General features: G+C 59.9%; 24 protein-coding genes and 1 tRNA gene. 15 read left to right on the forward strand and 10 right to left on the reverse strand.

The window, feature by feature from the left end; genetic code table 11:
* Positions 1 to 39: 39 nt before the first annotated feature.
* The 3 genes from AC1DWF_RS08475 to AC1DWF_RS08485 all read right to left on the reverse strand — a co-directional run bounded on the left by AC1DWF_RS08475 (position 40) and on the right by AC1DWF_RS08485 (position 1,722).
* A complete protein-coding gene (locus AC1DWF_RS08475) occupies positions 40 to 333 on the reverse strand; it encodes a PilZ domain-containing protein (RefSeq protein ID WP_476783264.1) in 294 nt (97 codons plus the stop codon).
* A 111-nt stretch (positions 334 to 444) separates the two neighbouring features.
* Positions 445 to 1,080 carry a BA14K family protein gene (locus tag AC1DWF_RS08480; RefSeq protein WP_476783263.1) on the reverse strand — a complete coding sequence of 212 codons (636 nt, stop codon included), beginning with the start codon at positions 1,078 to 1,080 and terminating at the stop codon, positions 445 to 447.
* A 135-nt stretch (positions 1,081 to 1,215) separates the two neighbouring features.
* Positions 1,216 to 1,722 carry a BA14K family protein gene (locus AC1DWF_RS08485; RefSeq protein ID WP_476783262.1) on the reverse strand — a complete coding sequence of 169 codons (507 nt, stop codon included), beginning with the start codon at positions 1,720 to 1,722 and terminating at the stop codon, positions 1,216 to 1,218.
* Positions 1,723 to 1,878: 156 nt separating this feature from the next.
* Here AC1DWF_RS08485 and AC1DWF_RS08490 point away from each other — a divergent pair, with 156 nt between their 5' ends.
* The 3 genes from AC1DWF_RS08490 (at position 1,879) to AC1DWF_RS08500 (ending at position 4,279) form a co-directional block, all read left to right on the forward strand.
* On the forward strand, positions 1,879 to 2,991 hold the full coding sequence (locus AC1DWF_RS08490) for an endonuclease/exonuclease/phosphatase family protein (RefSeq protein ID WP_476841600.1): 1,113 nt from the start codon (positions 1,879 to 1,881) through the stop codon (positions 2,989 to 2,991).
* Between the two features lie 10 nt (positions 2,992 to 3,001).
* Positions 3,002 to 3,715, forward strand: a complete 714-nt coding sequence (locus AC1DWF_RS08495; RefSeq protein ID WP_476783261.1) for a hypothetical protein — start codon at positions 3,002 to 3,004, stop codon at positions 3,713 to 3,715.
* Positions 3,716 to 3,868: 153 nt separating this feature from the next.
* A complete protein-coding gene (locus tag AC1DWF_RS08500) occupies positions 3,869 to 4,279 on the forward strand; it encodes a cupin domain-containing protein (protein ID WP_476787297.1) in 411 nt (136 codons plus the stop codon).
* A 9-nt stretch (positions 4,280 to 4,288) separates the two neighbouring features.
* On the opposite strand, the gene AC1DWF_RS08505 is transcribed toward AC1DWF_RS08500, so the two are convergent.
* Genes AC1DWF_RS08505 through AC1DWF_RS08515 form a run of 3 tightly spaced genes read right to left on the reverse strand, consistent with a single transcriptional unit; the run spans position 4,289 to position 7,514 of the window.
* Positions 4,289 to 5,500: an ABC transporter permease gene (locus tag AC1DWF_RS08505; RefSeq protein ID WP_476841598.1), complete on the reverse strand. Its 1,212-nt coding sequence runs from the start codon at positions 5,498 to 5,500 to the stop codon at positions 4,289 to 4,291.
* 2 nt (positions 5,501 to 5,502) lie between these two features.
* Positions 5,503 to 6,207: an ABC transporter ATP-binding protein gene (locus AC1DWF_RS08510; protein ID WP_476786647.1), complete on the reverse strand. Its 705-nt coding sequence runs from the start codon at positions 6,205 to 6,207 to the stop codon at positions 5,503 to 5,505.
* 8 nt (positions 6,208 to 6,215) lie between these two features.
* Positions 6,216 to 7,514 (reverse strand): efflux RND transporter periplasmic adaptor subunit, encoded by a 1,299-nt coding sequence (locus AC1DWF_RS08515; RefSeq protein WP_476786646.1) that lies wholly within the window; start codon positions 7,512 to 7,514, stop codon positions 6,216 to 6,218.
* 186 nt (positions 7,515 to 7,700) lie between these two features.
* Here AC1DWF_RS08515 and AC1DWF_RS08520 point away from each other — a divergent pair, with 186 nt between their 5' ends.
* Entirely contained in the window at positions 7,701 to 8,615 is a 915-nt protein-coding gene (locus AC1DWF_RS08520) for a PhzF family phenazine biosynthesis protein (RefSeq protein ID WP_476788547.1), read from the forward strand.
* A 101-nt stretch (positions 8,616 to 8,716) separates the two neighbouring features.
* Positions 8,717 to 8,792, forward strand: a tRNA-Lys gene (locus AC1DWF_RS08525).
* Between the two features lie 752 nt (positions 8,793 to 9,544).
* Here AC1DWF_RS08525 and AC1DWF_RS08530 read toward each other — a convergent pair.
* From AC1DWF_RS08530 to AC1DWF_RS08545, 4 genes are all read right to left on the reverse strand, one after another.
* Positions 9,545 to 10,660, reverse strand: coding sequence for a Fic family protein (locus AC1DWF_RS08530; RefSeq protein WP_476788546.1), 1,116 nt, complete (start codon positions 10,658 to 10,660; stop codon positions 9,545 to 9,547).
* 244 nt (positions 10,661 to 10,904) lie between these two features.
* Positions 10,905 to 11,237, reverse strand: coding sequence for a hypothetical protein (locus tag AC1DWF_RS08535; RefSeq protein WP_476786440.1), 333 nt, complete (start codon positions 11,235 to 11,237; stop codon positions 10,905 to 10,907).
* Positions 11,238 to 11,801: 564 nt separating this feature from the next.
* Positions 11,802 to 12,503 carry an LssY C-terminal domain-containing protein gene (locus AC1DWF_RS08540; RefSeq protein ID WP_476788544.1) on the reverse strand — a complete coding sequence of 234 codons (702 nt, stop codon included), beginning with the start codon at positions 12,501 to 12,503 and terminating at the stop codon, positions 11,802 to 11,804.
* Between the two features lie 503 nt (positions 12,504 to 13,006).
* Positions 13,007 to 13,561 (reverse strand): hypothetical protein, encoded by a 555-nt coding sequence (locus tag AC1DWF_RS08545; RefSeq protein WP_476788543.1) that lies wholly within the window; start codon positions 13,559 to 13,561, stop codon positions 13,007 to 13,009.
* A 448-nt stretch (positions 13,562 to 14,009) separates the two neighbouring features.
* Here AC1DWF_RS08545 and AC1DWF_RS08550 point away from each other — a divergent pair, with 448 nt between their 5' ends.
* The 10 genes from AC1DWF_RS08550 (at position 14,010) to AC1DWF_RS08595 (ending at position 24,443) form a co-directional block, all read left to right on the forward strand.
* Complete coding sequence (locus AC1DWF_RS08550) at positions 14,010 to 14,210, forward strand: hypothetical protein (RefSeq protein WP_476783979.1); 201 nt, start codon at positions 14,010 to 14,012, stop codon at positions 14,208 to 14,210.
* A gap of 214 nt (positions 14,211 to 14,424) precedes the next feature.
* Complete coding sequence (locus tag AC1DWF_RS08555) at positions 14,425 to 16,131, forward strand: hypothetical protein (RefSeq protein WP_476783980.1); 1,707 nt, start codon at positions 14,425 to 14,427, stop codon at positions 16,129 to 16,131.
* A 137-nt stretch (positions 16,132 to 16,268) separates the two neighbouring features.
* On the forward strand, positions 16,269 to 16,790 hold the full coding sequence (locus AC1DWF_RS08560; RefSeq protein WP_476783981.1) for a hypothetical protein: 522 nt from the start codon (positions 16,269 to 16,271) through the stop codon (positions 16,788 to 16,790).
* A 56-nt stretch (positions 16,791 to 16,846) separates the two neighbouring features.
* Positions 16,847 to 18,280 (forward strand): DUF1254 domain-containing protein, encoded by a 1,434-nt coding sequence (locus AC1DWF_RS08565; RefSeq protein WP_476783982.1) that lies wholly within the window; start codon positions 16,847 to 16,849, stop codon positions 18,278 to 18,280.
* Positions 18,281 to 18,469: 189 nt separating this feature from the next.
* Positions 18,470 to 19,906 carry a DUF1254 domain-containing protein gene (locus AC1DWF_RS08570; protein WP_476783983.1) on the forward strand — a complete coding sequence of 479 codons (1,437 nt, stop codon included), beginning with the start codon at positions 18,470 to 18,472 and terminating at the stop codon, positions 19,904 to 19,906.
* 26 nt (positions 19,907 to 19,932) lie between these two features.
* A complete protein-coding gene (locus AC1DWF_RS08575; protein WP_476783984.1) occupies positions 19,933 to 21,447 on the forward strand; it encodes a DUF1254 domain-containing protein in 1,515 nt (504 codons plus the stop codon).
* Between the two features lie 205 nt (positions 21,448 to 21,652).
* On the forward strand, positions 21,653 to 22,426 hold the full coding sequence (locus AC1DWF_RS08580; RefSeq protein ID WP_476804471.1) for a transporter: 774 nt from the start codon (positions 21,653 to 21,655) through the stop codon (positions 22,424 to 22,426).
* Positions 22,427 to 22,490: 64 nt separating this feature from the next.
* Complete coding sequence (locus tag AC1DWF_RS08585; protein ID WP_476786867.1) at positions 22,491 to 23,300, forward strand: hypothetical protein; 810 nt, start codon at positions 22,491 to 22,493, stop codon at positions 23,298 to 23,300.
* The gene (locus tag AC1DWF_RS08590; RefSeq protein WP_476841599.1) at positions 23,230 to 24,123 is read left to right on the forward strand and encodes a DUF2092 domain-containing protein; all 894 of its coding nucleotides are present in this window, start codon (positions 23,230 to 23,232) and stop codon (positions 24,121 to 24,123) included. The genes AC1DWF_RS08585 and AC1DWF_RS08590 overlap by 71 nt, the downstream gene beginning before the upstream one ends.
* A 47-nt stretch (positions 24,124 to 24,170) precedes the next feature.
* Positions 24,171 to 24,443 carry a hypothetical protein gene (locus AC1DWF_RS08595; protein WP_476841601.1) on the forward strand — a complete coding sequence of 91 codons (273 nt, stop codon included), beginning with the start codon at positions 24,171 to 24,173 and terminating at the stop codon, positions 24,441 to 24,443.
* Positions 24,444 to 24,862 lie beyond the last annotated feature (419 nt).

The raw sequence follows: 24,862 nt of genomic DNA on the forward strand, positions 1-24,862 counted from the left end.
CGGAGCGATCCGCCGGCTTTTTTCATTGAATTGGTCTCGTCAGCCGTAGTGCCAGGCCGGTTTGGGCTCGGTACCTTCGAATTGCACACCGATGCGGTCGCCTCGGCGCCAGCGGACAATCGAGCGGTAGCCTACGCCGTCGACCGGCACGTAGAGCAAGAAACGCTCAGGGATGCGTGCGTCGGCGCTGACGCGCAGCTCCGCGCCGCTCTGGTGCATGTTACGGATCGTGCAGGTGATTTCCGAATTGCTGACGCCCGTGATGATCGATGCGCCTTTGAGCACGCGATTGCGGTGCTCGCGCTGTTTGTTTGTACTCGTGTCGTCAGTCATGGAGCGGCCCACAGCTTGCCGGTGCTTCAGCAACGCCGCTGTAGCCATTATGCAGACAATGTAAACATCGAGTTGCCCGGCATCTCCTTTGGCGCCGCGCGAAACGGTGTCTCAGCCATATGGCGACCAGCATTGCCGGCGCGGACCATGGTTGGGCTGGAAGGTGTTGTTGTAGACCGAATACGAACGGTAGCGGTTGTAGCACCAGTGAATGTGGGCGCTCGATAGCCGGACCGCATAATGCGGCCGGACATAACGGGGCTGCACGTAGATTGGGTCATAGTTGTAGGGGCCGTAGTAGTCATAGGGACCATAGGCGTAGAGCGGGGCCGCTAGACCCAGCCCCAGACCCAAGGCGAAGGCGCCGCCACCCCAGCCGCCATAACAGCAACCGCCATGCCAGCCACCGCCATGCCAGCCGCCACCATGCCAACCACCGCCGTGCCAGCCGCCGCCACCATGCCAGCCACCACCACCATTCCAGCCGCCGCCGCGAGGCATGAACATAGCGCCGCCGCCGCCGTGCCAGCCACCATCGCGGACAAGTTGCACCATGCCGTCAAAACTGCCATCCGCAGGGAGCACAGCGTTTTGGGGCTGAAGTGCATCCGGCGTTCCGCCGGGTGCATTTGGAATGTTGAAATGTGGTGCCGAAATGGGACCGGCGAATGCCGGCAACGATGTGCCGGCCAGCGCGCCGAGGACAAATAGTCCCGAGCGCGCAACTGCTGAGAAGATATACGTCATTGCGATCTCCACGGGAAACGGCGTCCGTGCAGACCCGGAGCGGCTGCACCACGGCGCTCATGTAAACGCGTGGCGAGTGCAGACGTTCCAGCTGTTTCGCCCGCTGCCGCGGGCGATATCGCGCAAAGTCAGGGTTCAGCGATAGGGCGACCAGCACTGCTGGCGCGGGCCGTTGTAAGGCTGGAACGTATTGTCCCAGGCGCGGTACGAACGGTAGCGATTGTAGCACCACCGTGCATGTGGCGACGAGACGCCTGAGCGATAGACGCGGCGGGGTTCGTAATAGCGCGGCTGGTAGTATCGCGGTTCGTAGTAGCGGTAGGCCGGGACGCCAAAATTGAAATAGATGCCGCTGCCGCCGAAATAATTCGGGCGGTAGGGCCGGTAGTGTCGCCGCCAGTTGTCATCGCGCCCGCGCCATCCGTCGCCGCGCCAGCCCTCTCCGCGCCATCCGTCGCGGCGATCATAGCGCCGACAGTCGCCATTGCCGCAAAACTGGACGGGCGTCACTTCAGTGGATACTTGCGGAGCAGCCATCTGGCCGAAGCTCGCCGGTCCGGCGGAGGCTGCCAAGGGCATGCCCGCCACAAGGCCGAGGGCAAACAGCCCTACGCGCGCGAGCGATGAGAGTTCGCATTTCATTGTCGTCTCCTGATGTCCTATTCCCTAAGGCCCCAGCCCACAGTTTCGATGGAGGTGGTGCAGTTAAAGCCCTTCAGCCTGAACGTGTAATGAACGGACTGTGCCTGTTCCGGCAGGGCTTGTATTTGGCCTGACATGAAGGCAATGCTCGCGGCCATGTCGCTGCGCCTTGCCACCTTCAATGTCGAGAACCTGATGAACAGGTTCGATTATTCGGGCTACCGCAACCAGCTCAACGAGGACCGAACACTGGCCTTGTTTGAGATCAACAGCGAGGCGGAATATCGCCTGCTCGAGCAGGCGCGGGCTATCGCGCATGCCGACGACAACCGCCAGCTGACAGCCTTGGCGATCGCCGAAACCCGGGCCGACATCATCTGCCTGCAGGAAGTCGACAACATCGAGGCGCTGAAGGCTTTCGAATATGGCTATCTGTTCAAGATGGTGGGGCAGGGCTACCAGCACAAATACACAACCTCCGGCAACGACTCGCGCGGCATCGATGTCGCGGTGATGATGCGGACCGAGACCGCTGACGGCGAGTCGATCGAGTTCGTGCGCATGACCAGTCACGCGCATGTCACCTTCGAGGAATTCGGGCTGCATACGCCGGAGCTTGCCGAACTGGGGCAGGAGCCGTTCGAGCGCGTCTTCCGCCGCGACTGCCTGGAGATCGACGTCAAGATCGGCGGCAAGCCGCTGACCATCTATTCGGTGCACTTCAAATCGATGGGGTCGCCGCGAAACGGGCTGAATGGACGCGACGCCACGATGCCGATCCGCGTCGCCGAAGCCAAGGCCGTGCGGCGGATTATCGAGGACCGCTTCGGCAAGGATCATGCGGCCGAAAAGCGCTGGGTGATCGGCGGCGACATGAACGACTATCGTCAGCGCCTGGTGATCGGCGGCGACACCTATCAGGGCTATGATTTCACCATCGCCAACGAGAGCAGGTCAAGCCTGGACGTACTGCTTGGCGACGGCTTTGCCGAAAACATCGTCGAGCGGCGACCGGAAATGGAGCGCTGGACGCTCTATCATACGCGTGGACCGCAGGAGCGGCATCTGTGCCAGCTCGATTACATCCTGCTGTCGCCAGCATTGGCGCGCGCCAACGCCCAGGCCATGCCCGACATTATCCGTCGCGGCCAGYCCTGGCGAACGATCTTTCCGCCCGGGCAGGAGGTGGACCGATATCCGCGCGCCGGCTGGGACAGGCCAAAGGCCTCCGACCACTGCCCGGTGGCCATCACCCTCGATATCACCTGAGAGAGCTCGCTTGGCCTTCGACATTCCGCGCAACCAGATCCTGCCTGTCGACGTGGTCGACGTGCGTCTCGACCCCGAGCCGCATCCGTTCGAGCGCGACAATGCCGCTGCAATCGTAGCCAACTGGGCGGCCGAGAACGAGCTGAGACCGTCATTGTATGACGGCACGGTCGTGCTGTTGTCGGAGCTTGCCTATCGCGACAACCGGCTGACCGGACGCTGCCATGCGATCCGTTTCTCGACCTTCATGCTGTGGCGGAAGCTGAAGCCGGTTACCAGCGCCGAGCACGCTTTCGCGCATGCCATGCTGATTTCGAGCGACAACGCGCTGGTGGCAATCCGCATGGGCGCGCATACGGCCAATGCTGGCAAGGTCTATTTCGCCGCTGGCTCATTTGAGCCGGAGGATTTTTCCGACGGGCAGGTCGACCTCGACTACAACATGGCGCGCGAGGTGCGCGAGGAAACCGGCCTCGACCTTGGCCACGCCAGTCGCGAGGAACGCTGCTATGCGCTTTCTGCCGAAGGTGGAACGGTGATCGTGCGCTGCTATCGCATGGCCGAGACGGCCGACGAATTGGCTACTCGGATCTCCGAGTTTGTTGCCGCCGAGACCGATCCCGAGATTGAAGGACCAGTCATCATCCGCGGCATGCACGATCTGCCGGAAGGGCTGATGCCGCATATGAGCTCGCTGGCGGAATGGCATTTTTCAAAGAGCTGAAGACGCTGTCTTTGTGTGGCTGACAAGCCTGCATGGAGGCCCTTGCTGCCGGAATGCCGTGGCGTCACTATTTGACGCACTTCATTGCGGCACTTCGGGGGGGATTCGATGGCCAGGCTGATTGCTCGAACAAGTCTTTTTTCCAGCACCGTCATGCTGGCGGTTCTGTCATACAGCGGTGCTGCCGGAGCGCTCGATAGCAGCAGTGCCAACACCAAGGTGGTCGTGACACCGCTTGCCTCGACCACGGTGACCGCCAGCGGGCAGCCGATCGTGCTGCCGCAGAAGAACGTGCAGGTGTTGGTGTCTTCTTTCGAGATCCCGCCAGGAGCCACGTTGCCGGTACACAAGCACCCGTCCGCGCGCTACGCCTACGTGCTTGAGGGCCAATTGCAGGTGACCAATGTCGATACTGGCAAGAGCACCAGTTACAAGAAGGGCGACTTCATCGTCGAGATGATTGGTACCTGGCATCAGGGCTCAAATGTTGGGGCCGAACCTGTCAAGCTCTTGGTGATCGATCAGGTCGAGGAAGGCACCCCCAACACCGTGCTGAAGCAATAGGCGATTGTCCTACTCGTGCCTGAGCGCTTCGATCGGGTCGAGCCGGGCGCCGCGCAGGGCTGGGAAGAAGCCGAAGACCATGCCGATCAGCGCCGAAAAGCCGACGGCGAGCAGCACCACAGCCAGGCTCGGGGCGAACGGGATGGATAGCGCCAGCGACGCAGCCCAGGCCAGCGCCAGGCCGATGGCGATGCCGATCAGCCCGCCAAGCAGCGACAGCACCGTAGCCTCGACCAGAAACTGGACGAGGATATGCTTTTCATGAGCGCCGATGGCCAGCCTGATGCCGATCTCGCGCGTGCGCTCGGTGACCGATACCAGCATGATGTTCATGATGCCGATGCCGCCGACAAGCAGGCTGACGCCGGCGACAGCKCCCAGCATGCCGGTCATGGTGGCGGTGGCACTCGCCATGGCGTCGGCGATCTGGGTCATGTCGCGCACCGAAAAATCGTCCTCGCGGTCGGCGGTGACGCGGCGCGTGTCACGCATGATGTCTTCGATGCGCGCCTGGACCACCTGYGTGGGGGTGACGTCGTCGGCTGCGATATAGATCGTTTCGATGTCGCGGTTGCCGGCGATGCGCCSCTGGAAGGCGGAGAGCGGCATCAGAACGACATTGTCCTGGTCCTGGCCAAAACCGGAATAACCCTTGGGCTCGAGCAGGCCGATGACCTTGCAGCTCATGCGGCCGACTCGGATGGCCGCCCCGTCGGGATCGCCGGCACCGAAGAATTGCTGGCGCACTGTTTCGCCAATCAGGCAGACATTGATGCCGCCACGCACTTCGGATTCACTGAAGGGACGGCCAGACGTCACCTTCCAGTCGCGGGCGTCGAGATAGGCGTTGTCGGTGCCGGTGATGGAGGATGTCAGGCTCTCCGTGCCGAAGACGACGCGTACCTGCTTCTGCGACGCGGGAGAGACCGCGCGGACGCCTTCGAGATGCGCGGTCAGTGCCGCCACTTCCTTTTCGCCAAGCGCTCGGATGGTCTGCTGCGGGCCTGAGCCGGGGGCGGGAGGGCGGCCGGCGCGCACGATCAACAGATTGCTGCCGAGCTGCGAGATGTCTGCCTTGACCTTGGCCGTTGTGCCGCTGCCGATGGTCAGCATGGCGATGACGGCGGCAACGCCGATGACGATGCCAAGCAATGTAAGGAACGAGCGCAGCGCATTGCGGCGAACCGAACGAAGGGCCAGGCGGACGGTTTCCCAGATCATGCCTATGCCGCCTCGAGCTTTTGGGTGTCGGAGGCAATATGACCGTCGCGAAAGGCTATGGTGCGGCCGGCATAGGCGGCGATGTCGGCTTCGTGAGTGACCATGACGATGGTGAGCCCGTATTCCTCGTTGAGGCGGGTGAGCAGTTGCATGATCTCGTGGCTGCGGGCGGTGTCGAGATTGCCGGTAGGTTCGTCAGCGACAAGCAGAGTAGGGCGGGTGACGATGGCGCGCGCGATCGCCACGCGCTGCTGCTGGCCGCCTGAAAGCTCGGCTGGTGTGTGGTGTTCGCGGCCTTCGAGCCCGACTTCGGCAAGCGCCTTCATGGCCAGCGCACGCCGTTCATGGGCTGCCACGCCGCGATAGATCAGCGGCAGTTCGACGTTCTCCGCCGCCGTGGTGCGCGGCAGCAGATTGTAGCCCTGGAAGACGAAGCCGATATAGAGGTTTCGCAGCGCGGCGCGACGGTTGCGGTCGAGGCGGCCCGCATCGGTGCCCATGAAGCCGTAGCGGCCTGACGTCGGCGTATCGAGGCAACCGACAATGTTCATCGCTGTCGACTTGCCCGAACCGGACGGGCCCATGATGGCGACGAACTCGCCCTGGCCGATCTCAAGATCGATGCCGGCGAGCGCGCGGACCTCGGCCTCGCCCTGGCCGTAGGTTTTCCAGACCTTGTCGAAGACGATGAGCGGAGCCGGGCCCATGACCGTTCTCAATTGGCCTTGGCCGACGAGGATGCGGTGATGACCGCATCGCCCGCGGCGAGGCCGGAGACGATCTCAGTGCGGTCGCCGTCCGTTGAGCCAGTCTTGACCCGCACGGCAACCGGCGCGCCGTTTTTGAGCACATAGAGCGTGCGTGATCCGTCGGCCGGCGTCGAGGCCGGGCGACTGCGGTCGGTCGGACCGCGATTGGGCCGGCCCAGGAACAGGTTCTGCAGGCTGAAGCCCGAGTTGCGTGCCGTTGGTGTCGGCCGGTAGCGGAAGGCGGTCGCCGGCACGGTGAGCACGCCCTTGGCCTCACGCGTGACGATCGCGACCGTGGCGGTCATGCCTGGGCGCAGCAGCAACTCGTCGTTTTCGACATCGAGCCAGGCATTGTAGGTGACCACCCCGTCGGTGGTGACCGATGCATAGGCGATATCGCGGATGGTGGCGTCGAAGCTGCGGTCGGGAAATGCATCGACGGTGAAGCGTGCGTTCTGGCCTTTTGCCACCGAGCCGATGTCGGCCTCGTCGACGGCGGCCTTGAGTTCCATCTGGGAAAGATCGGCAGCGAGCACGAACAGCACGGGCGCCTGCATGGAAGACGCCACAGTCTGGCCCGGATTGACCGAGCGCGTCAGCACCACCCCATCGATAGGCGCGTAGATCGTGCTTTTGGCGAGGTCGGCCTGCTGCAGCTTGAGATCCGCTTCGGCGATGGCGAGATTGGCCTCGGCCATGTCGAGCGCGCTTTGGGCGCGGTCGCGCTCGGCGGTGGCTGCCTCGAGCGCTTGCGTCGTGGCCATGCCGCGTTTCGTCAGTTCCTCGGCCCGGGTGAGCGTGCGGGCGGTCTCGGACAGCGTAGTGCGCGTATCCTCGACCTTGGCTGCAGCTGCCTTGGCGGACGCCTCGGCGCGTTCGATCTGTGCCGAGAGCCTAGACGTGTCGAGGGCGGCGAGCATGTCGCCCTTCTTGACGTGCTGGTTTTCGACGACCGCGACCGAACGTACGACGCCCGACAGTTCGCTCGATATGTCGACCTGGGTGAGGGGCTGGAGATTGCCGGTGGCGGAAACCTGGACGGTGAGATCGCCGATTTCGGCAGCCTGGGTGGTGTAGACCATCTTTTCGGAAGGTGCTGCGAACCACGGATAGGCGGCATATGCGCAAGCTGCAGCAACCAGCGCCACAAGCAGCCAGAACCAATTCTTGCGCCGGCGCGTGGAGCGTCCTTTGCCGTCCAGGCCGAGTGCCGCCTCGATGGAGGGCGGGCTCGCCTGTTCCGTGCGATCTACAAGCTGGTCCAACCCAGATCCCTTCGATGGTTCCAGAAATGAGGTTTAGAGCCTGCTCTAATCCATTTGATCTCGCATGACTCTGTCGGAAAAACGGTCCCACTTTTGAAGAGCATGCATTAGAATCACAGATCGGCTGTATGGACCCGGAATTCAAATTAAATTTCGCTCATGTTGCCGGCTGCGGAAGGAGCAAACATGACGATCGAACGCAAGTATTTTATCTATGACGTCTTCACCGAAGACAGGCTGGCCGGCAATCCGCTTGCAGTGGTGGTCGATTCCAAGGGGCTGAGCTTGGCCGCAATGCAGGCCATCGCCAGGGAATTCAACCTGTCGGAAACGGCCTTCGTGCTGCCGCCGGAAAACCCCAAGCACAAGGCGCGGGTGCGGATATTCACGCCGGATTACGAGATGCCTTTCGCCGGACATCCGACGGTTGGCACAGCAGTCGCACTGACGGAGATGGGGCAGGGAGGCGATCTCGCCGGCATCTTTGTGCTGGAAGAGAATATCGGCCTGGTGCGCTGCGCCGTGAACAAGGTCGGCAATGGCCTGTTTGCCGAATTCGATCTGCCCAAGCTGCCCGAGGCGATGCCGCTTGCCGCCAGCGCTGACGCGGTTGCTGCAGCGCTCGGCCTTGCGCCTCACGAGATCGGCTTCGAGAATCATCGCGTATCGCTGTGGTCGGCGGGTGTTCCCTACATCACCGTACCTGTGGCCGACATGAAAGCCGCCAGCCGCATCCGCTTCGACAACGAGGCCTGGTTCACATTTTCACCGCGCAAGAGCGACTCCGCGGTCGCGAGCGCTTACATCTATTGCCGCGAGACCGTGGGCCACGACAACGCCTTCCACGCCCGCATGATCGTTCCCGGCAGCCCGTCCTATGAAGATCCGGCCACCGGCTCGGCGGCTGCGGCCTTTGCCGGCGCCATCATGCATTTCGACAAACCGACCGATGGCGTGTCGCGATTCTGGGTCGAACAGGGAATCGAAATGGGCCGGCCGTCACGAATCAGGCTCGAACTGGACGTCTCAGGTGGAAATCTTGTCGCCGCACGCATCGGCGGGCACGCCGTGAAGACCGCTGAGGGCACTATTTACGTCTGATTTGCAGGAATTTTTGCCGACGTGAAGAAAAAGCGCCGGAGGGGGTGGACAGGGAAAAATGGTATGGCTATATGCCGCCACGGTCGTTGAAACGACTGTGTGGGTGCGTAGCTCAGTTGGTAGAGCAGCTGACTCTTAATCAGCGGGTCACAGGTTCGATCCCTGTCGCACCCACCACTAACTTCCTGAAATCATTAAATTTTCGCTGATTGGCCGAGATGTGAGATTGGAAACGGTTTCCAATCTTGACGCTTGGTTTCCAATTCGCGTTCTGTTCTTGTTCTAACTCGGGCTGTCGAACCTCGTGTAGCGCGCAACTTCGGTTGGCATGTTTGCGCAACTTGAGTTGGCACCAATTCGCGCGCCGACGAATAGGCGTTGAACGTCAGTTGAAGCCGTTAGCCGCAACAGCCGGTACCGTGGCCCGGCCAGGTCCGGGCAAAACCCTCGCCAACGAGTGCACCCCCAACGTCGACGCCATCAACTTTGTCATCGCCAAGGTGCGGCCGTATCGGTCAAGGCCGCGCCGCTCGATCGCGTAAGCACCAGCGCTCAATAGCTCAGTAAGGCGCTTGGTTGCGCGTGCAGCACGCTCGCGCTCGGCTCTACATTTGCCACCGGCGCTGTTCTTTCAAGCGTCGCCTGGGCCAGTGATGCGGACTACGATGTGCGCCCGGTTCACGACTGCTACTGCTTTGAACCAAATCAGGATGCGCATGAAGCTCTGTGTCGTTCCGGGTTCGGCGGACGCGTACAGGTCGTGTGAAGCGAAATGCGGATTGGTCMTGAGCCTGGAAACCGGTCCAGGCGTCGCGCAACTCGCTGCTGTCACGTTGCAGCGACCACATAGAGGAAAGGATGCTGCGCCGACGGTGATTTTGGGAACCCGCGGGGCGCATTTATATAATCGACTGGCAACGGTAGAAGACCTATCCGTCAGAATCTGACACTTGGAGTGTGTAGCGCGTGTGCCTGCGCTCACCCGCTTTTGTTAGGGCACGTTTGGCAACCAAGTCCTGCAAGTCTCTTGTCGCTGTGGCGCGGGATGCCTGTGTGATGGCGATATAGTTCTCGGCGCTGAGCCCCCCTTTGAAGCCGTCAATGCCCTCGCGGAACATCCGGGCGATGGCCTTTTCCTGGCGCTCGTTGAACTGACCTCGGTAGCGTTCGTAAAACTTGGCCTTGGCGACGGAGAATTCGACACGCGCGAGCGTTACGCGCTGCGCTTCAAGGATCGTGTTGGCGAAATAGAGCAGCCATTCCGTAATCGCATTGCTCTTATTGCTGGACTCCAAGTTGTCGTAATAGGCCTTGCGGTGCCGTTCGATCGTGTAGGCCAACGCGATGAGGCTGGGCTCACCCAGGTTTTGCGCCAGAGCTTTTTCGCACAGAGCACGTCCTATGCGGCCATTACCGTCCTCGAACGGGTGAATGCTCTCGAAGTAAAGGTGCGTGATACCGGCACGTGTCAACGCAGGAAGCGGCAGCTTGCCTTTGGGCGAAGTATCGTTGAACCACGTAGCGAAGGCGTCCATTTCGGTTTTCACACGCACCGAAGGGGGAGCTTCGAAATGAACTTTTGGCTTATCCAGCCGATTGGAAACGATCTGCATGGCATCGGCATGCTGGCGATAGTTGCCAATGGCCTCGACACGCCGCTCACCCGACATCACCATCTTATGCCAAGCACAGAGCGTGCGATGCGAGAGCGGATCGGCAAAATGCAAATACACGTCGGCCATCATTTCAGCGATGCCGCGCTCGGCAGGCGGAATGCGCCTGGTAGTGCTGTACAAACCAAGTTGTTGGCGCAGGGATGATTGCAGGCTTTCGCGATTTAGATACTCCCCCTCAATCGCCGACGTCTTCAAGGCCTCTTCGCTGATGAGATCGATGCGGATCTGGTCGCGTTCGTGAGAACCGACATGGCGAAAGACTCCCAGGAACTCGCCCGATCGCAACAGGAAGTCGTTTTCTAGCGGCTCCAGTACCTTCTTGTCGTAGGTAAAATTAGGCCAGTCGGCCTGCTGCCAATTCCACACCATGAGTTATAGGGCTCCTTTCTATAGCTCACGATATGTTTAAGCATGAGCTATAGCAATCTTCTCTATGCCTCAGAAGTCGCGGCTTTGCGGCGCGGCACAAAGGTTGGGCCAAGTGACAACAAACGCTGCCGTTCTTCCTCCCAGAGCGATCACATCCTCGATGGTTTGGTGAACTGATACCGAGTGGCCGTTCCCATCCGAGTTCGTCGCTGTCGTGCGAATGAACGTATTGCCGTCGTCTTACCTAAGGTTGGACGCCAGTCTTGAGCGGAGAGGCGGGTGCCCAACACATCAAATGCCCGACCCAGTCGAGAGCGACTTCTTTGGTCTTGGCGCGCCATGTCTGGAATGGCTGGCCGCCTTGCGCCTTGCTTACACGGGCCCCCCATTCCTGCATCGCCCAGATCAGCACCACCTCTGAGTCGTTGCACATGGCGGTGCGAAATGCGCCGACGAGCTCGAGCCCAAGTTCCTTCGCCTGCCCGAGCCAATGCTCCGACACCAGTTGCAGATAGTCTGTGCAAAGCCAGCCTGGTTTGATGCTGACGATCTCATGCAGGAACACCTTGGCACCCACGACGGTGCCTTCGGCACAAAGCTGTCCGATATGGGGCGAGCAGGGGGCTGCAATCAACACGCGGTCGAAGCCGCTCGATGCCGGCCAGCCTGATTTTTTCGCCGGAGATCCAGACGGTGTCGCCGTCGACGACGCAAATTGTCCGTTGCGGCCCGTTGCAATGGGCCATCGGCTCGGCCGTGGCCGGCGCTGCCGCGTTGACGGCAACGAGCAGCAATGCTGCCCGGCTGGCACGCCGAACGAGATACCGACGAACCGTCTTCCTGACATGGCGCGCAACATAGCGATGCCGTAGTGGGCAATTCACGGGCATAAGGACGAATGTCAACTTTGGGGTGGTGGAAACCTGTCCGTCCGCTTTCCGTGGACAAGTGATACTTGACGTTTGGTCAGCCGAAGCGACCGACAGCTTTGCGCCTAGTAGCGGCCATTGAAGTGACCGTTGCTAACGCCTGAAAGCGGACATTGCTGGCGACCATTGGAGTTCGCGGTTGTGCCATTTTCCGACATTTTCGCGGACAAGAATGCCACGCATTCCAGCCGGGCATCCGGCACAGCGGGACACTACTTCAGTTTGCCGATGAGAGCCTTGCCATCCGTATAGTACGGATCGCCGCCACCGTTTCTGCCGTCTTTGGTGTTGCCAACCCCGGGAATTTCGTAGCTGGACGAAATCTCCCCGGCTTTTGTGAGATCGCCGATTACCAAGTCTCGTTCGGCATCCACATCGGGTCCTATGTGATGGGTAATCTGGCCCGTGTCATGACTGAGTCCGACCCCGCGATCGAAACTGGCTGAACCGAGCCAAATCGGACGCCCTTCGCTGTCCGATTTCTTCGTCTGCCAGAAACGCACATGATGGCGCTGGTCAGCACTGTCCCCAACAGGCATTTCAAAAGCCAGATCTTGTTTCCTACCCTCGAAAATAAGTGGACTGACGGGTGCATCCAAATCGGGTCGATGTAGAACGACGCTGAGGCCGATATCAACTGAGGAGCGTAGCGTGATCTTATCTGCAGGATCCCAATGCGCGGCCGCGAATGCGCGGATCACTTGCTCCTTTGAGCCGACGAGGCCGACATTTATTGGATCGCCAGGAATGTCCTGATCCGTATGCGTCACCATGCTGTCGAAATCAGCCACTCGTGATGCATCCCGAAAGAGCCAGATGTCAGGCACAATGAAGTATGCGACAAGCAGATATGCAACGACCAATCCAAGTACAATGGTTGCCGCGGTTCTTCTTCGAGTACGATGTTGAGTCATGGGAATGTACCGAAACCGTTCCGATCGTGGTCGAGCCGCCCGTCAGCTTGCAGGCGAGCATGTTTGTTTCTGTACGTAGCAGGCCTCCCGTAAATTGAACTTTGGAGAAGGTTCCGAAAACATCCGATTTCGGTCCGTAAGATCTGTCCCGGAAAGTCAACCAAACGTACCAGGTACGGACGCAATTCCAAGTTCAACGCTGCTCACGCGGTCGCCTTTGTGCGCACTCAGTGGATCTTATTCCAAGGCTGGTCGATCAATTCGCTTAATTTCGTCCGGCAATCAACACCTCAAATAGGAATGCAATGAGAGGTCATATTAGGGCGATTATGGTTTCGCCAATAACAAGAAGAGGTTCTCTTGGGGAGTTCGATATCAGCTATAACGCTGCTGCGGAACGGGTACTAGGCTTTTCGAATTCGCCCGCCAGCAATCCGGCGGGAGAATCCTTGGCAACTAACTGCACCCATAGTGCGGTCTGGTCGACATGTGCATGTATCCCTCTATTGAGCTTCTTGGCATGCTCGAAGAGCCTTGAGGGCAGCGTCGGTTCCGGTGAGACTCAGGACAATGGGATCACGCCCTGTCGGGGTAATAGTCAGCGTCTTTTTCTTGGCAAGATCGTAGATGAATTCGGGATTATTGACCCAAACGTAGGCTCCTTTGTACCCGTCCATCATCTGCCGGCCGGTCGCCTCTCCGCTGAATTGCTGCCCGTCAACGTCGAAAAGCACGGAAATCTCTTCGCCCGTACCGACCCCTGCACCTGCCTTGGTGTAAAGTGCCAGGTAGCCGCGTGCCTGCGCGTCCGGCACGATGCCCATCTGGAACTGCGTCTCGGCGGTCAGGTTCTTGGCAATCAGGCAGCCGCGATCCTGACCGTCGGTGACATAGATGTCCCACTCGGCTTCCGATCCGTATTTCTTGTACGTATCGGCGGCCGCGGCTGTTGCAGTTAGGACTGCAAGGACCAACGCGGTGCCGATTCCCATGTGAGTGTACATAGTTCTCTCCTGTGCTTCTGGGTTGGTAACGTTCAGCGTCTCTTCGAGGCGCATCGCCTCCTAGTTCGTCACATCGCGGCTATGGCGATGGTGTTCCGAGGCAATGTGGACAAGCAGGGCCGCACGAACGGCGACGTTCCCATCCTGTCTTGTTGGACCGCGGGGGACTCGCCCACTAATTGCTCCGGTTAAGGTTCAGAGATCGATCGCCGTGCCGGAGTAAGCTCAGAACGCGCCTGCCGCGAGCGTTTGCGTGTAAATTACGTGGGCGGCGTGAACCTGATGCGCGGGGCGCTCGGAGGCTCTCGCCTGTCCTCGAGACCAGAACCGGCGTAGGCGCTGCAGTCGCCTGAGGTCGGTGTCTGGCGTGCACATGGGGATCTCTCGAGATGCGCACTTTGTGCGCGAGAGCTGGATGTCGGGAGAGGTGACGGGGGGCGGATACCGGCCGGAAGCGCCAGAGTTCTGGCGATAGAACTCACCGCCGAGTATCGACGCGTGATTGGGCAACGGCCTGCTTCTCCCGAAGCGCGGCTTCAACCTCGCGCGCCAACCGCTCGACAAGGTCTTGCCATTCGGCCCTCCTTGCCGCACGTATTGGCGGCGGAAGCTGATCGACGCTCGACAGCGCCGCCTCGGCTTCCGCAAGTCCGTCGCACATATCGGAAAAATTCTGATCCGCCTGGATCATTCGACGGATTGATAGCTCAAGCTCAGGAAATCGGCGGAGTGCTGCCGATAAAGCTGCACGCGTTCTTGTCGCTCTTTGCTCCATCTCGCTACCCACAGGAGGAAAAAAGCTAGTCACCAAGCCATTGCTGGAGCAAGCACCGGAATGTTAATTACATGAGCGATTATGTAACGGAAGAATAAAAAGAAGCCGCGCAAGTCGCGGAAGCGGCAAAAAGGGGGCGGTTGTGATCCACGAGGAGGTCCCCGCAAAAGGGGAGGCCGATCTTCCGGTCGAGGACTGTCGCGCCCAGTTAGCGCGCATCCTGAGCAGCGCCGACTTCGGCGCAACTGACCGCAAACACAGGTTCCTCCGCTATGTCGTGGATGAGGCTTTGGCAGGGCGCGGCAGCCGCATCAAGGCCTATTCGATCGCGGTCGAGGTGTTTGGCCGCGATGCTTCTTTCGATCCTCAGGCGGATCCGATCGTCCGCGTCGAAGCGGGCCATCTCCGCCGCACGCTCGAACGGTACTATCTGACCGCGGGCCAGGCCGACCCCATACTTATCAGCATCCCGAAGGGTGGCTACGTTCCCACCTTCTCGCTGCATCATGCGCCCAGACCTGCTCCCGAAGAGCGCACAGGCGCTGCTCCCCCCGCGCCCCCGCGGCCACGCTTGCGAAGCAAGCCTCGGTTCATAGCAGCAGCCGCGATATCGGTTGCAGTTGCGATGATGCTTGTCTGGTGGGGGTACTCATTCCGACTTCCGCCAAGCAAGCCGGAAATCCCGCGCTTGCTGGTCGAGTGGTTTGACGACCTGGCGGGAACGGACGAATCTGCGGCTCTTGCCCGCGGGCTCACGCAGGAAGTCATCGGTCAGCTCTCCAAGTTCAAGGACGTCATTGTCGTTCAGTCGCCCGCCGCGGCGACACATTCGCAGGTTCGGTACGCAGTTGCAGGAAGCGTAGATCTGTCGGCCGGCACCTTCCGGTTTCGGGTCCGTATGTTCAATCGCGCTGACGGATCGGTGCTCTGGGCGCACAGTTACGATGGCACGACGACGGTTCCTGATCTTCTGAAGGCTCAGGCCGATGTTGCCAGCAAGGTAGCGACAAGCCTGGCACAGGCGTACGGGATCATCTTTGAGGCGGACGCTAGGCTCGCTATCCCCAACCCTCCTGACGACTGGGCCGCGTATTCCTGCACGCTCTCCTATTATTCGTACCAAGTCAGCTTCGATCCAGAAACCCGTTCATCGGTGCGCTTCTGTCTCGAGAAGGCGGTGGAGCGCTTTCCCGCTTACGCAACCGCCTGGGCGCTTCTATCATTGATCTACATTGACGAGGCACGGTTCCGTTATCCGTTCGATTCCGTGTGGCAAGCGCCTATGATCGATCGCGCCGTTGCCGCCGCCGATCGGGCGGTGGGGCTGGAGCCACTCAACGTCCGGGGTCTGCAGGCCCAGATGTTTGCTCTTTATTTCAGGCGAGAAATCGACGCGGCCTTGAGAGTGGGCAGCCGCGCAATGACCATCAACCCCAACGACACCGTATTTATGGGCGAATATGGGTTTCGGTTGGCGTTATCCGGAAATTGGCAGGAGGGGTGTGCACTGCTTGCAGAGGCGCGTGAACGCAATCCGGAGCCTCTAGCCTACTATGAGGTCGGACTTGCCCTTTGCTCCTATTTTAGCGGCGACCATCGGCAGGCAGCCATGTGGATCAGGAAAGCAAATATTCTAGCCAATGCAGTGTATCGTGTGATTGCTGCCGCGATCTTTGCCGAGGGAGGTTACAAGGCGGACGCCGAACGCGAGCGCACTTGGCTCCTGGAACATGAACCCGCCTTGGTGAGAAACGTTCGGCAAGAGGCGTTGTTGCGGTTTGGCCGTCTGGAAGATGCCGAATTGTTCCTCGGCTCGCTTCGGAAGGCGGGCTTGGAATTCCCCGATTGAAGCAGGCAAAGCCATGTCGATCCGCTCTGCTTCCTGTTGGCTACAGTAATTTACCTCCCGTATGGTGAAACAATGCGCCAAGCCTTGGGCAGGGTGACGGATTCGAATGTCCTGCCGCCATCAAGGAGAGTTGCACTATGACAACCAGACGGAACCTGCTGCTGGCCGCCACAGCTGTCGCAGCGACCGCAGCGCTTAGACCACGCGAGGCGCAGGCAGACGACAACGTGGCCGACTTCCTGTTCGTCCAGACCGCAAGCGCGATGACATTCGACAAGGCGACGAGCAAGCTGACGCTCGAAGGCATTGGCGCCACGACGTTGTTTTTCTCCGACCGTCCCGAGCGCATTGCCGGGAACATGGATACGACGGCTTTCGTGCCGTTCTGGAGCAAGGGCAAGGACAGCTTCCTGATCGATCCGCCGAACGCCGACCTGTCGATCCTGGAAGGGAACAAGCTCCAGCAGGTCGTCGTCGTCCTGGAGAATCCGGAACTGAGCGACAATAATTTGACCTACTCCGTGAAGGTGGTTGGCGGCGAGATGCCGGAGAAGGGCTCCGAGGTTTCCGTTTTCATCGACATCATCGGCATGCCCTTGACGCCGCTCTCTTATGCGGGCGTGGCAAGACGCGGCTTCCGACGGGCTGTTATTTACTAGCGCTGCCCGAAACGCGGTACCGGACTTCGAGACGACCTTAAGAGGAGTACAAAAAAATGTTGACGAAGCGAGATCTACTTCGCTCCGCTGCGGCGATCGCCGCCGGAGCCGCGATTGCGAGGCCAAGCCTGCTGATGGCGCAGGGCCATCCCGGCATCATCGAGGCCAAGGACATCGCCGAGGAAGGCTTCGTCTATGGCCTGCCGCTCGTGATGTATTATGCGGTCATGCAAGAGTTCGCCGTGGACAAGAACTCGGGGCAGTTCAAGGCGCCGTTCAACGAAATCAACAACCAGCATCACGTCGCCACCCCCGAGGATACGGCGGTCATCACGCCGAACAGCGACACCCCTTATTCGTTCATCTGGCTGGATTTGCGCGCTGAGCCGATGGTTATCTCGGTGCCTATGATCGAAAAGGACCGCTACTACTCGGTCCAGCTGATCGACGGCAACACCTACAATTTTGGCTATATCGGCACGCGCGCCACGGGGGCCGAGCCGGGCGACTATCTGGTGGTCGGCCCAGACTGGAAAGGCGAGAAGCCCAACGGCATCAAGCAGGTCTTTCAATCGACGACGCCGTTCCCGCTCGCGCTTATCCGCACCCAACTCTTCAACCCCGACGACATATCGAACGTCGAGAAAATCCAGGCCGGCTACAAGGCGCAGCCGCTTTCTGCCTTCGCAAAACAACCCACACCGCCTGCCGCGCCGAAGATCGATTTCCTTCCTGCCACCACTGCCGGGATCAAGGACAACTTCTTCCAATATCTCGACGCAGCCCTGCAATTCGTCCCCGAGACGCCAAGGGACCAGGCTGTTCGCGCGAAACTTGCGAAGATTGGCATCGGTCCCGGCAAGACCTTCGCGTTCAAGGATCTGTCGCTCGAACACAAAGCCGAAATCCTGGTGGCCATGAAGCAGGGTGACGACAAGGTCAACAAATGGCTGGCCAGCGGAAACAAAGATATCAACGGCTGGAACGTTGGCTCGTTCTTTGGCGACGAGGCCTTCTACAACGGCGATTGGGTGATGCGGGCTGGCGCTGCCAAGGGCGGTCTCTTGGGCAACGATGCCGTGGAAGCGATGTACCCGTATACACGAACGGACGCGACCGGTGAGCCGCTCGACGGCAGCAAGCACAACTACACACTCACCTTTCCCGCCGGGCAGCTCCCGCCGGTGAATGCGTTTTGGTCGGTTACGATGTACGACGGCAAGAGCCAGTTCCTGGTCAAGAACCCGATCAATCGCTACCTCATCAACTCTCCGATGTTGTCGGCAATGAAGAAGGACGCCGACGGCTCGCTGACGCTGTATCTCCAAAAGGACAGCCCCGGTGCGGACAAGGAATCAAATTGGCTTCCAGCACCCGATGACAAGATCTACCTCGTGATGCGCCTATATTGGCCGAAGCCCACGCCGCCTTCGATCCTGCCTGCGGGACAGGGCACTTGGCAGCCACCCGGTATCAAAGTGGCGAACTAAGGGCACGCCGGCGGCCAGCCATCAGGGCTCGTCGCCGCTCGCCGCTTGAAGTCCAGCTGATCGGGGCTAAGCCGCCGACGAAGGATCTGCTGCGCCCCGGAACAGACCGGCAGTTTATTGCCGGTCTCAGCCCAGCAACCGTCAGTCATTATCCAGGTCATTGGACCCGAGAAAATCTTGGAGGAAGTCATGAACATTACACGTCGTACCGTATCGATCGCCGGCCTTCTTGCCGCAACGTCGATCACGTCGATAGCTCGCGCCGACGACGGCATCATCTCGGACCTCATGGAAGGTTCTGACGAATTCGCTCTCGCAGTCGAGGCCTATACGTTCGGCTATCCGCTGGTCACGATGGAAATGACCCGTCGCGTCATCACCAACGTCGCCGAGCCAAAGGGAACAAGGGCCCCGATGGGGCATCTCATCAAGCTGCGCGAATACCCGAACTCTTCGTTCCGGGATGTGACGGCTCCGAATGCCGACACATTGTACACCTCAGCGTTTTTCGATGTCGGCCAGGAACCCTGGGTCGTCAGCATTCCGGACCTGAACGACCGCTACGCCCTTTTCCCGATGCTCGACGGTTGGACGAAGGTGTTCGACGTTCCGGGGAAACGCACCACCGGAACCGGTGCGCAGACCTTTGCCGTGACCGGTCCCGGCTGGGAAGGTACGCTGCCGGAGGGCGTCACGCAGTACAAGTCACCGACCAGCATCGTCTGGCTGATCGGGCGAATCTATTGCACCGGCACGCCCGAGGATTATGCCGCGGTTCACAAGATCCAGGACGAGGTGAAGCTTTATCCGCTTAGCGCCTACGGCAAGGATTGGACGCCGCCGGCAGGCAACGTCGACCCGTCGATCGACATGAAGACGGCAGTGCGCGATCAGGTCAACAAGATGGACGCGGTCGAGTATTTCACCCTGCTCGCCGGACTTCTGAAAACCAACTCGCCGACCGAAGCAGACGCGCCGATGGTCGAGAAACTGGCCCAGATCGGCATCGTGCCGGGGCAGGATTTCGACAAGTCGAAGTTCGATCCGGCCTTCGCCAAGCGTGTTCCGCAGTTCGCCTTCGCCCGCATCATGCTGCATTTCAAGTTCAGCGACGGCGACGTCAAGGACATTAACGGCTGGGGCTTCACGACCAAGACCGGCATCTACGGTACGGACTACGTCCAGCGTGCGCTCTTGACGGCCATCGGCCTTGGCGCCAATCGCCCGCAGGATGCGATCTATCCGACGTCCATGAAGTCGGACAGCGGTCTGATCAAAAGAGCCTACAATGGCTCGGAAAAATACGTCCTGACCTTCAAGAAGGACCTGACACCGCCGGTTTCCGGCTTCTGGTCGCTGACCATGTACGACGCGGACTACTTCTTCGTCGAAAATCCGCTCAACCGCTACTCCATCAGTGCCCGCCAGCCGCTCAAGGCCAATGCTGACGGCTCGATCGACCTGTTGATCCAGAACGAATCCCCTGGACCCGACAAGGAATCGAACTGGCTTCCTGCGCCCAAGGGCAAGTTCATTCTGATGATGCGGCTCTATTGGCCCAACGAGAGCGACCCCTCGATCATCAACGGTTCGTGGACGATTCCGCCGGTCAGGAAGGTGAGTTGAGTTCGGTTGTCGATGAGGAGAGAGCAATGATACGCATGACGAGACTGTTTTGCGCCACCGCCACGGTGCTGATGATGGGCCTCGGCGCCGCTTCCGCCGATACGGCGCCGAAGATGAAGATGACGACGCCTTTCGCACCGGGCGTCGCCGTGCCGGACGAGATCGAGTCCTCGATCGGGACGCTGAATCTCAACTACGGCTACCCGTCGGCCGATACCGTCGACAAAATCTACGACAATTTGGACCGTTCGCGCGCGCTGCAGGCTTATCTGCTGGCCATTCCGATCGTAAATCAGGCCGGCATGCGCGACTCGATACGCAAGTTTGGCCCTGATAACCAGACCGACGTGATCTGGGAAAATCTGGTCGATCCGAGGAGCGTAGAGCTGACGGCCAACGATAATACGATCTACAACTACGTTTGGGTCGACACGAGCAAGGGACCGTTGGTGGCCGAGATTCCGCCCAAGGTTCTGGGGATGGTCGACGACTTTTGGTACAAGTGGGTGGCCGACATCGGCATCACGGGGGCCGACAAAGGCGAAGGCGGCAAGTACCTCCTGTTGCCGCCTGACTTCAAGGGCGACATACCCGCCGGGTTCCACGTCGTGCGGCCGAGCACCTTCGGCAGCTACCTCGTGTTTCGCGCCTTCGTTGTGGACGGTTCCACCCAACCTGGGGTCGACTCGGTCAAGAAGAACCTTCGGATCTATCGCCTGGACGAGGCCGCCAACCCACCGCCGATGAAATTCGCCAATGCCTCGGGAATTCCATCGAACTTCGTCGCACCTGGTGACTACTCGTTCTGGAGCCTGTTGAACCAGGTCATCCAGGAAGAGCCAGCTGACGGTTCCGATCCAACCACCTTGGGCCTGTTCGCCTCGATCGGCATCGTCAAGGGCCAGCCCTTCAATCCCGATGAGCGGATGAAGAAGATCCTCACCGACGCCGCCAATATCGGCGCCGTGACGGCGCGGACAATTGCCTTCAAGGTTCGCGCGAAGGATGCGTATTTCTATCCGGACAGCACTTGGCGCCTGCCGTTTTTCGGCGGCTACAAGTTCGAGTCCGCGCCCGGTGTCAGCAACCTGGATGGTGCTGTTTTCTACTATTACTTTGCCATCGGCGTCACGCCGGCGATGGAGGAAAAGATGGTGGGCGAGGGCTCGCAATATCCTTGGTCGGTTCAGGATTCGGAGGGCAATCCCTTTGATGGCGGCAAGACTTACAAGCTGCGCCTGCCGCCAAATATCCCGGTCAAAGATTTCTGGTCGGTCATCGTTTACGACAACCAGACCCGCTCCATGGTGCAGACCGACCAGCAAGCCCCGAGCGTCAGTAGCCAGGGCAAGGGCGTTAAGACCAATGCGGATGGTTCGGTAGATGTCTACTTCGGACCCAAGGCACCGGCGGGAATGGAGAACAACTGGGTGCAGACGATTCCGGACAAGGGCTGGTTCATGATCCTTCGCCTCTACGGTCCGCTGGAACCCTGGTTCAACAAGACCTGGAAGCCGAGCGAGATCGAACTTGTGAAGTGATGCGGCACTTGTCCACGTCAGTTTGATCTCAAGTCGAGATTTGAGGAGGCCGACGCCTCCTCAAGGCTGGCTGCAGCGAGTCTTTCAAGACTGATCCCTGAAAGAATGCCGGGCGCTGCAGCAACACTAGTAACGCGCGCATGGTCGAGAAGAGGAAGCGAAGGAAGTGAAACGAATCTGCCTACTGGGCTTGCCGGTGAGCGTCATGGGCGTGCTCTCGGCAGCTTGCGCCGCTCAGGCGCAGGAAGACGCCGACGAACTGGCCAAGCAACTCTCCAACCCGATTGCCAGTCTGATAAGCGTGCCGCTGCAGAGTAACTTCGAATCGGGCGCAGGTGTCGACGGCGACGGCTTCGCCTACACCCTGAACATCCAGCCCGTCATCCCGATCTCGATCAGCGACGATTGGAACCTGATATCGAGAACCATCCTGCCGATCGCTTTTCGGGACTACCTGCCACCGCCGGACGGCAACACATTTGGGCTGGGGGATATCACCCAGAGCCTGTTCTTGTCGCCGAAGGCGCCCGGGCCGGGCGGACTGATCTGGGGTGTCGGGCCTGTGTTCCTTATACCGACGGCCACCGAAGACTATCTCGGCACCGACCAGTTCGGAGTTGGGCCGACTGGGGTCGCCCTTAAGCAAACCGGGCCATGGACGATCGGTGTGCTCGCCAACCACATCTGGTCGGTCGCCGGAGAAGGCGAACACGAGGACGTCAATCAGACGTATCTGCAGCCCTTCGTTTCCTACGGTCTCGGCCATGGCAGGACAATCTCACTGAACACTGAATCAAGTTACGATTGGGCCGCCGACCAATGGACCGTGCCAATCAACCTTGCCGTATCGCAGGTGTTCAAGATCGGTGACCAGGTGATGAGCTTCCAGGTCGGAGGCAAATACTACGCGCAAGCCCCAGAGGGAGGTCCAGATTGGGGCATTCGCACGACACTTACGTTGCTCTTTCCCAAGAAGTGACTGTGGCCAACTGACTGCATAGCGGCGGGAAGACGCGGCATGTACGGGCAGCCCGGCATGCGACTTGATTGAGGGGACCAAACGTATGAATCTAAAAATGCCTTGCGCCGCCGGCGCACTTCTCGTGGGCTCAATGAACCTCGCTGCTGCCGCGGATCAAATACATCCCGGCGCCGAAACGTTGGCGTACCAGACCCCTTCGGGTTGGACATTTACAGTCTCCGCCTATGGCTGGTTGGCCGGCATCGAGGGCACCGTGGGCGCCGGTGGCCGTGTCGCCAATGTCGACGCCAGCATCGGCGATATATTGTCCAACTTCGACATTGCGGTGATGGGCCTGGCCGAGGCTCGTTACGAGCGATTCGGCGTCTTCACCGATTTCAACTATGTGCAGTTGTCGGCATCGCAGGACACACCGCTCGGCCTGCTGGCAAGCAGTGCCGATGTCACCGTGGAAAACCTGATGTGGACTCTCGCGGCCGAGTACCGGCTGCTTGAGCAGCCCAATGCCAGTATCGACGCGTTCGCCGGCTTCCGGCTGTTTTCGGTCCGTAGCGAACTCGATTTCAATCCACCTGGACTGATCGGCGGCACTGAATTGTCTGAGACCGAAACATGGGCTGATCCCATATTCGGTTTCAAGGGGCGCATCTCGGTTACCCCCCAACTCTCCCTGACGGGCTGGGGATTGGTAGGCGGCGGCGCCTCCTCGGAAATTGTGTGGGACCTGATGGGCGGCGCTGACTACCAGTTCACAGAATCCTTTTCCGCAGTTGTCGGCTATCGCGCGGCGGGCGTCGATTATGAAAATGAGGGCTTTGTCTACGATGTGGTTCAGCACGGGCCAATCCTGGGCGCAGTGCTTCGCTTTTGACGCAGACAAGGAGAATTCAGAGATGGTAGTTGCAGCATTAAATTCTAACTCCGCGCGTCGTTCGACGACCATTGCCGCGTGCATACTCGCCTTAGGTCTAATCGCGTCGCCAGCCAGCGCCCAGCAGATCGACGCCGAAGCTGACAAGGTCCTTCATTCCATGGCAAGCTACGTCGCCGGGTTGAAGGCTTTCACAGTCAACTATGATGCAGACAGCGAGGTCATCGATCTCGACGGCCAGAAACTGCAGTACAGCGCCTCGGGGTCTGTCGCGATCGAACGTCCTGGCAAGCTCAAGGTCTCCCGCAAAGGTGCCTTCGTCGAAACGGTGCTGACGTTCGATGGCAAGACCATCTCGACCTACGGCAAGAAGGCCAATGCCTACGGTCAGTTCGAAAGCCCCGGACCAACCATCGACGATGCGGTCGAAGAGGTCAGGGCAGCGAGCGGTTTCGACGCCCCAGGAGCCGACCTCTTCGCAGCAGCCCCTTATGCCTTGCTCACCGAAGATGTAACGAAGGGCGTTTATGTGGGCACTTGCCTCATTGACGGCGTGGAATGCGACCACCTCGCCTTCCGCAATCCCAGAGTCGACTGGCAGATCTGGGTTCAGAAGGGCGAGCAGCCGCTGCCCCTCAAATACGTCATTACGAGCAAATGGGTTGCTGGCGCGCCGCAATACTCGGTACGTTTCAGCGACTGGAACGTGACGCCGCAGATCGACGCGGCACAGTTCACATTCGAAGCGCCTGAAGGTGCCAAGAAGCTCGAACAGATCTTCGCCGACCAGATCGGCGAGCTTTCCGTGGAGGAAGTGCAGTGACCAGACGCCATTCCAAATTAGCCGCGATTGTCGCCGCTTTGATCGCCATGGTCCTTGCCGACAGCATCGACTCGATCACGCCGTTCRCGGGCTTTGTCGGCGAGGCGCATGCGGTCGTCGGCCGACCGGCGACGCCGGGAAGCGTCGCTGGCGTTGCAAGACGCACGACGCGACGGGTGATCCGACGGTCGACCATCTATGTCAACACGCTTCCCACGGCCTGCGCACGCGTAACCGTCAACAGCGCCACGGTGTGGAGCTGTGGAGGGACATACTACCAGCCCTATGGCGGACGATACGTGGTAGTCTACATCGATTGAAACTACAGCGGCCAGAAAGGTCCAAGCAATTTCTGTCCGCAGCAGCTGGATCCACAGCCGCAGCCCAACCGGAGCCGCATTTGGTCACGTTCAGGACGTTCTAAGGTTGTACCGTAGGTCCGATCCGGGTCAACTTCAGAATTTACGTCCGCTCTCCCCTCTTGAACGCCAGAACCTGCCAGTCTTCTGTGGATGGCTCCCGCATTGCAAGAGATAATTCGACGTTCTGGCGCGTTGGTCGGGTGCAGTCTTCTGTCCGGCCTGTTGATGCAGCCATAGGAGACTGCTGGCCCTGATGGGGTCGGCAAAACAAGGTCCCAATCTGCTTAGCAGGCTATGACGCCTCGGACTGTCCGCGGGTTGTCCCTGTTTCCGGCCTGACCGGTTTCGCCATCACATCGCTTCGCTCTCACAACCTC

The sequence above is a fragment of the Aminobacter sp. P4_D5 genome (genome assembly GCF_056401815.1).

Excerpts from the sequence above, each read along its gene's own strand:
- AC1DWF_RS08475 (WP_476783264.1), bottom strand. The coding sequence starts at position 333 with ATGACTGACGACACGAGTACAAACAAACAGCGCGAGCACCGCAATCGC.
- AC1DWF_RS08480 (WP_476783263.1), bottom strand. The coding sequence starts at position 1,080 with ATGACGTATATCTTCTCAGCAGTTGCGCGCTCGGGACTATTTGTCCTC.
- AC1DWF_RS08485 (WP_476783262.1), bottom strand. The coding sequence starts at position 1,722 with ATGAAATGCGAACTCTCATCGCTCGCGCGCGTAGGGCTGTTTGCCCTC.
- AC1DWF_RS08500 (WP_476787297.1), top strand. The coding sequence starts at position 3,869 with ATGCTGGCGGTTCTGTCATACAGCGGTGCTGCCGGAGCGCTCGATAGC.
- AC1DWF_RS08510 (WP_476786647.1), bottom strand. The coding sequence starts at position 6,207 with ATGGGCCCGGCTCCGCTCATCGTCTTCGACAAGGTCTGGAAAACCTAC.
- AC1DWF_RS08520 (WP_476788547.1), top strand. The coding sequence starts at position 7,701 with ATGACGATCGAACGCAAGTATTTTATCTATGACGTCTTCACCGAAGAC.
- AC1DWF_RS08530 (WP_476788546.1), bottom strand. The coding sequence starts at position 10,660 with ATGGTGTGGAATTGGCAGCAGGCCGACTGGCCTAATTTTACCTACGAC.
- AC1DWF_RS08540 (WP_476788544.1), bottom strand. The coding sequence starts at position 12,503 with ATGACTCAACATCGTACTCGAAGAAGAACCGCGGCAACCATTGTACTT.
- AC1DWF_RS08545 (WP_476788543.1), bottom strand. The coding sequence starts at position 13,561 with ATGCGCCTCGAAGAGACGCTGAACGTTACCAACCCAGAAGCACAGGAG.
- AC1DWF_RS08560 (WP_476783981.1), top strand. The coding sequence starts at position 16,269 with ATGACAACCAGACGGAACCTGCTGCTGGCCGCCACAGCTGTCGCAGCG.
- AC1DWF_RS08565 (WP_476783982.1), top strand. The coding sequence starts at position 16,847 with ATGTTGACGAAGCGAGATCTACTTCGCTCCGCTGCGGCGATCGCCGCC.
- AC1DWF_RS08570 (WP_476783983.1), top strand. The coding sequence starts at position 18,470 with ATGAACATTACACGTCGTACCGTATCGATCGCCGGCCTTCTTGCCGCA.
- AC1DWF_RS08575 (WP_476783984.1), top strand. The coding sequence starts at position 19,933 with ATGATACGCATGACGAGACTGTTTTGCGCCACCGCCACGGTGCTGATG.
- AC1DWF_RS08580 (WP_476804471.1), top strand. The coding sequence starts at position 21,653 with ATGGGCGTGCTCTCGGCAGCTTGCGCCGCTCAGGCGCAGGAAGACGCC.
- AC1DWF_RS08590 (WP_476841599.1), top strand. The coding sequence starts at position 23,230 with ATGAAAATGAGGGCTTTGTCTACGATGTGGTTCAGCACGGGCCAATCC.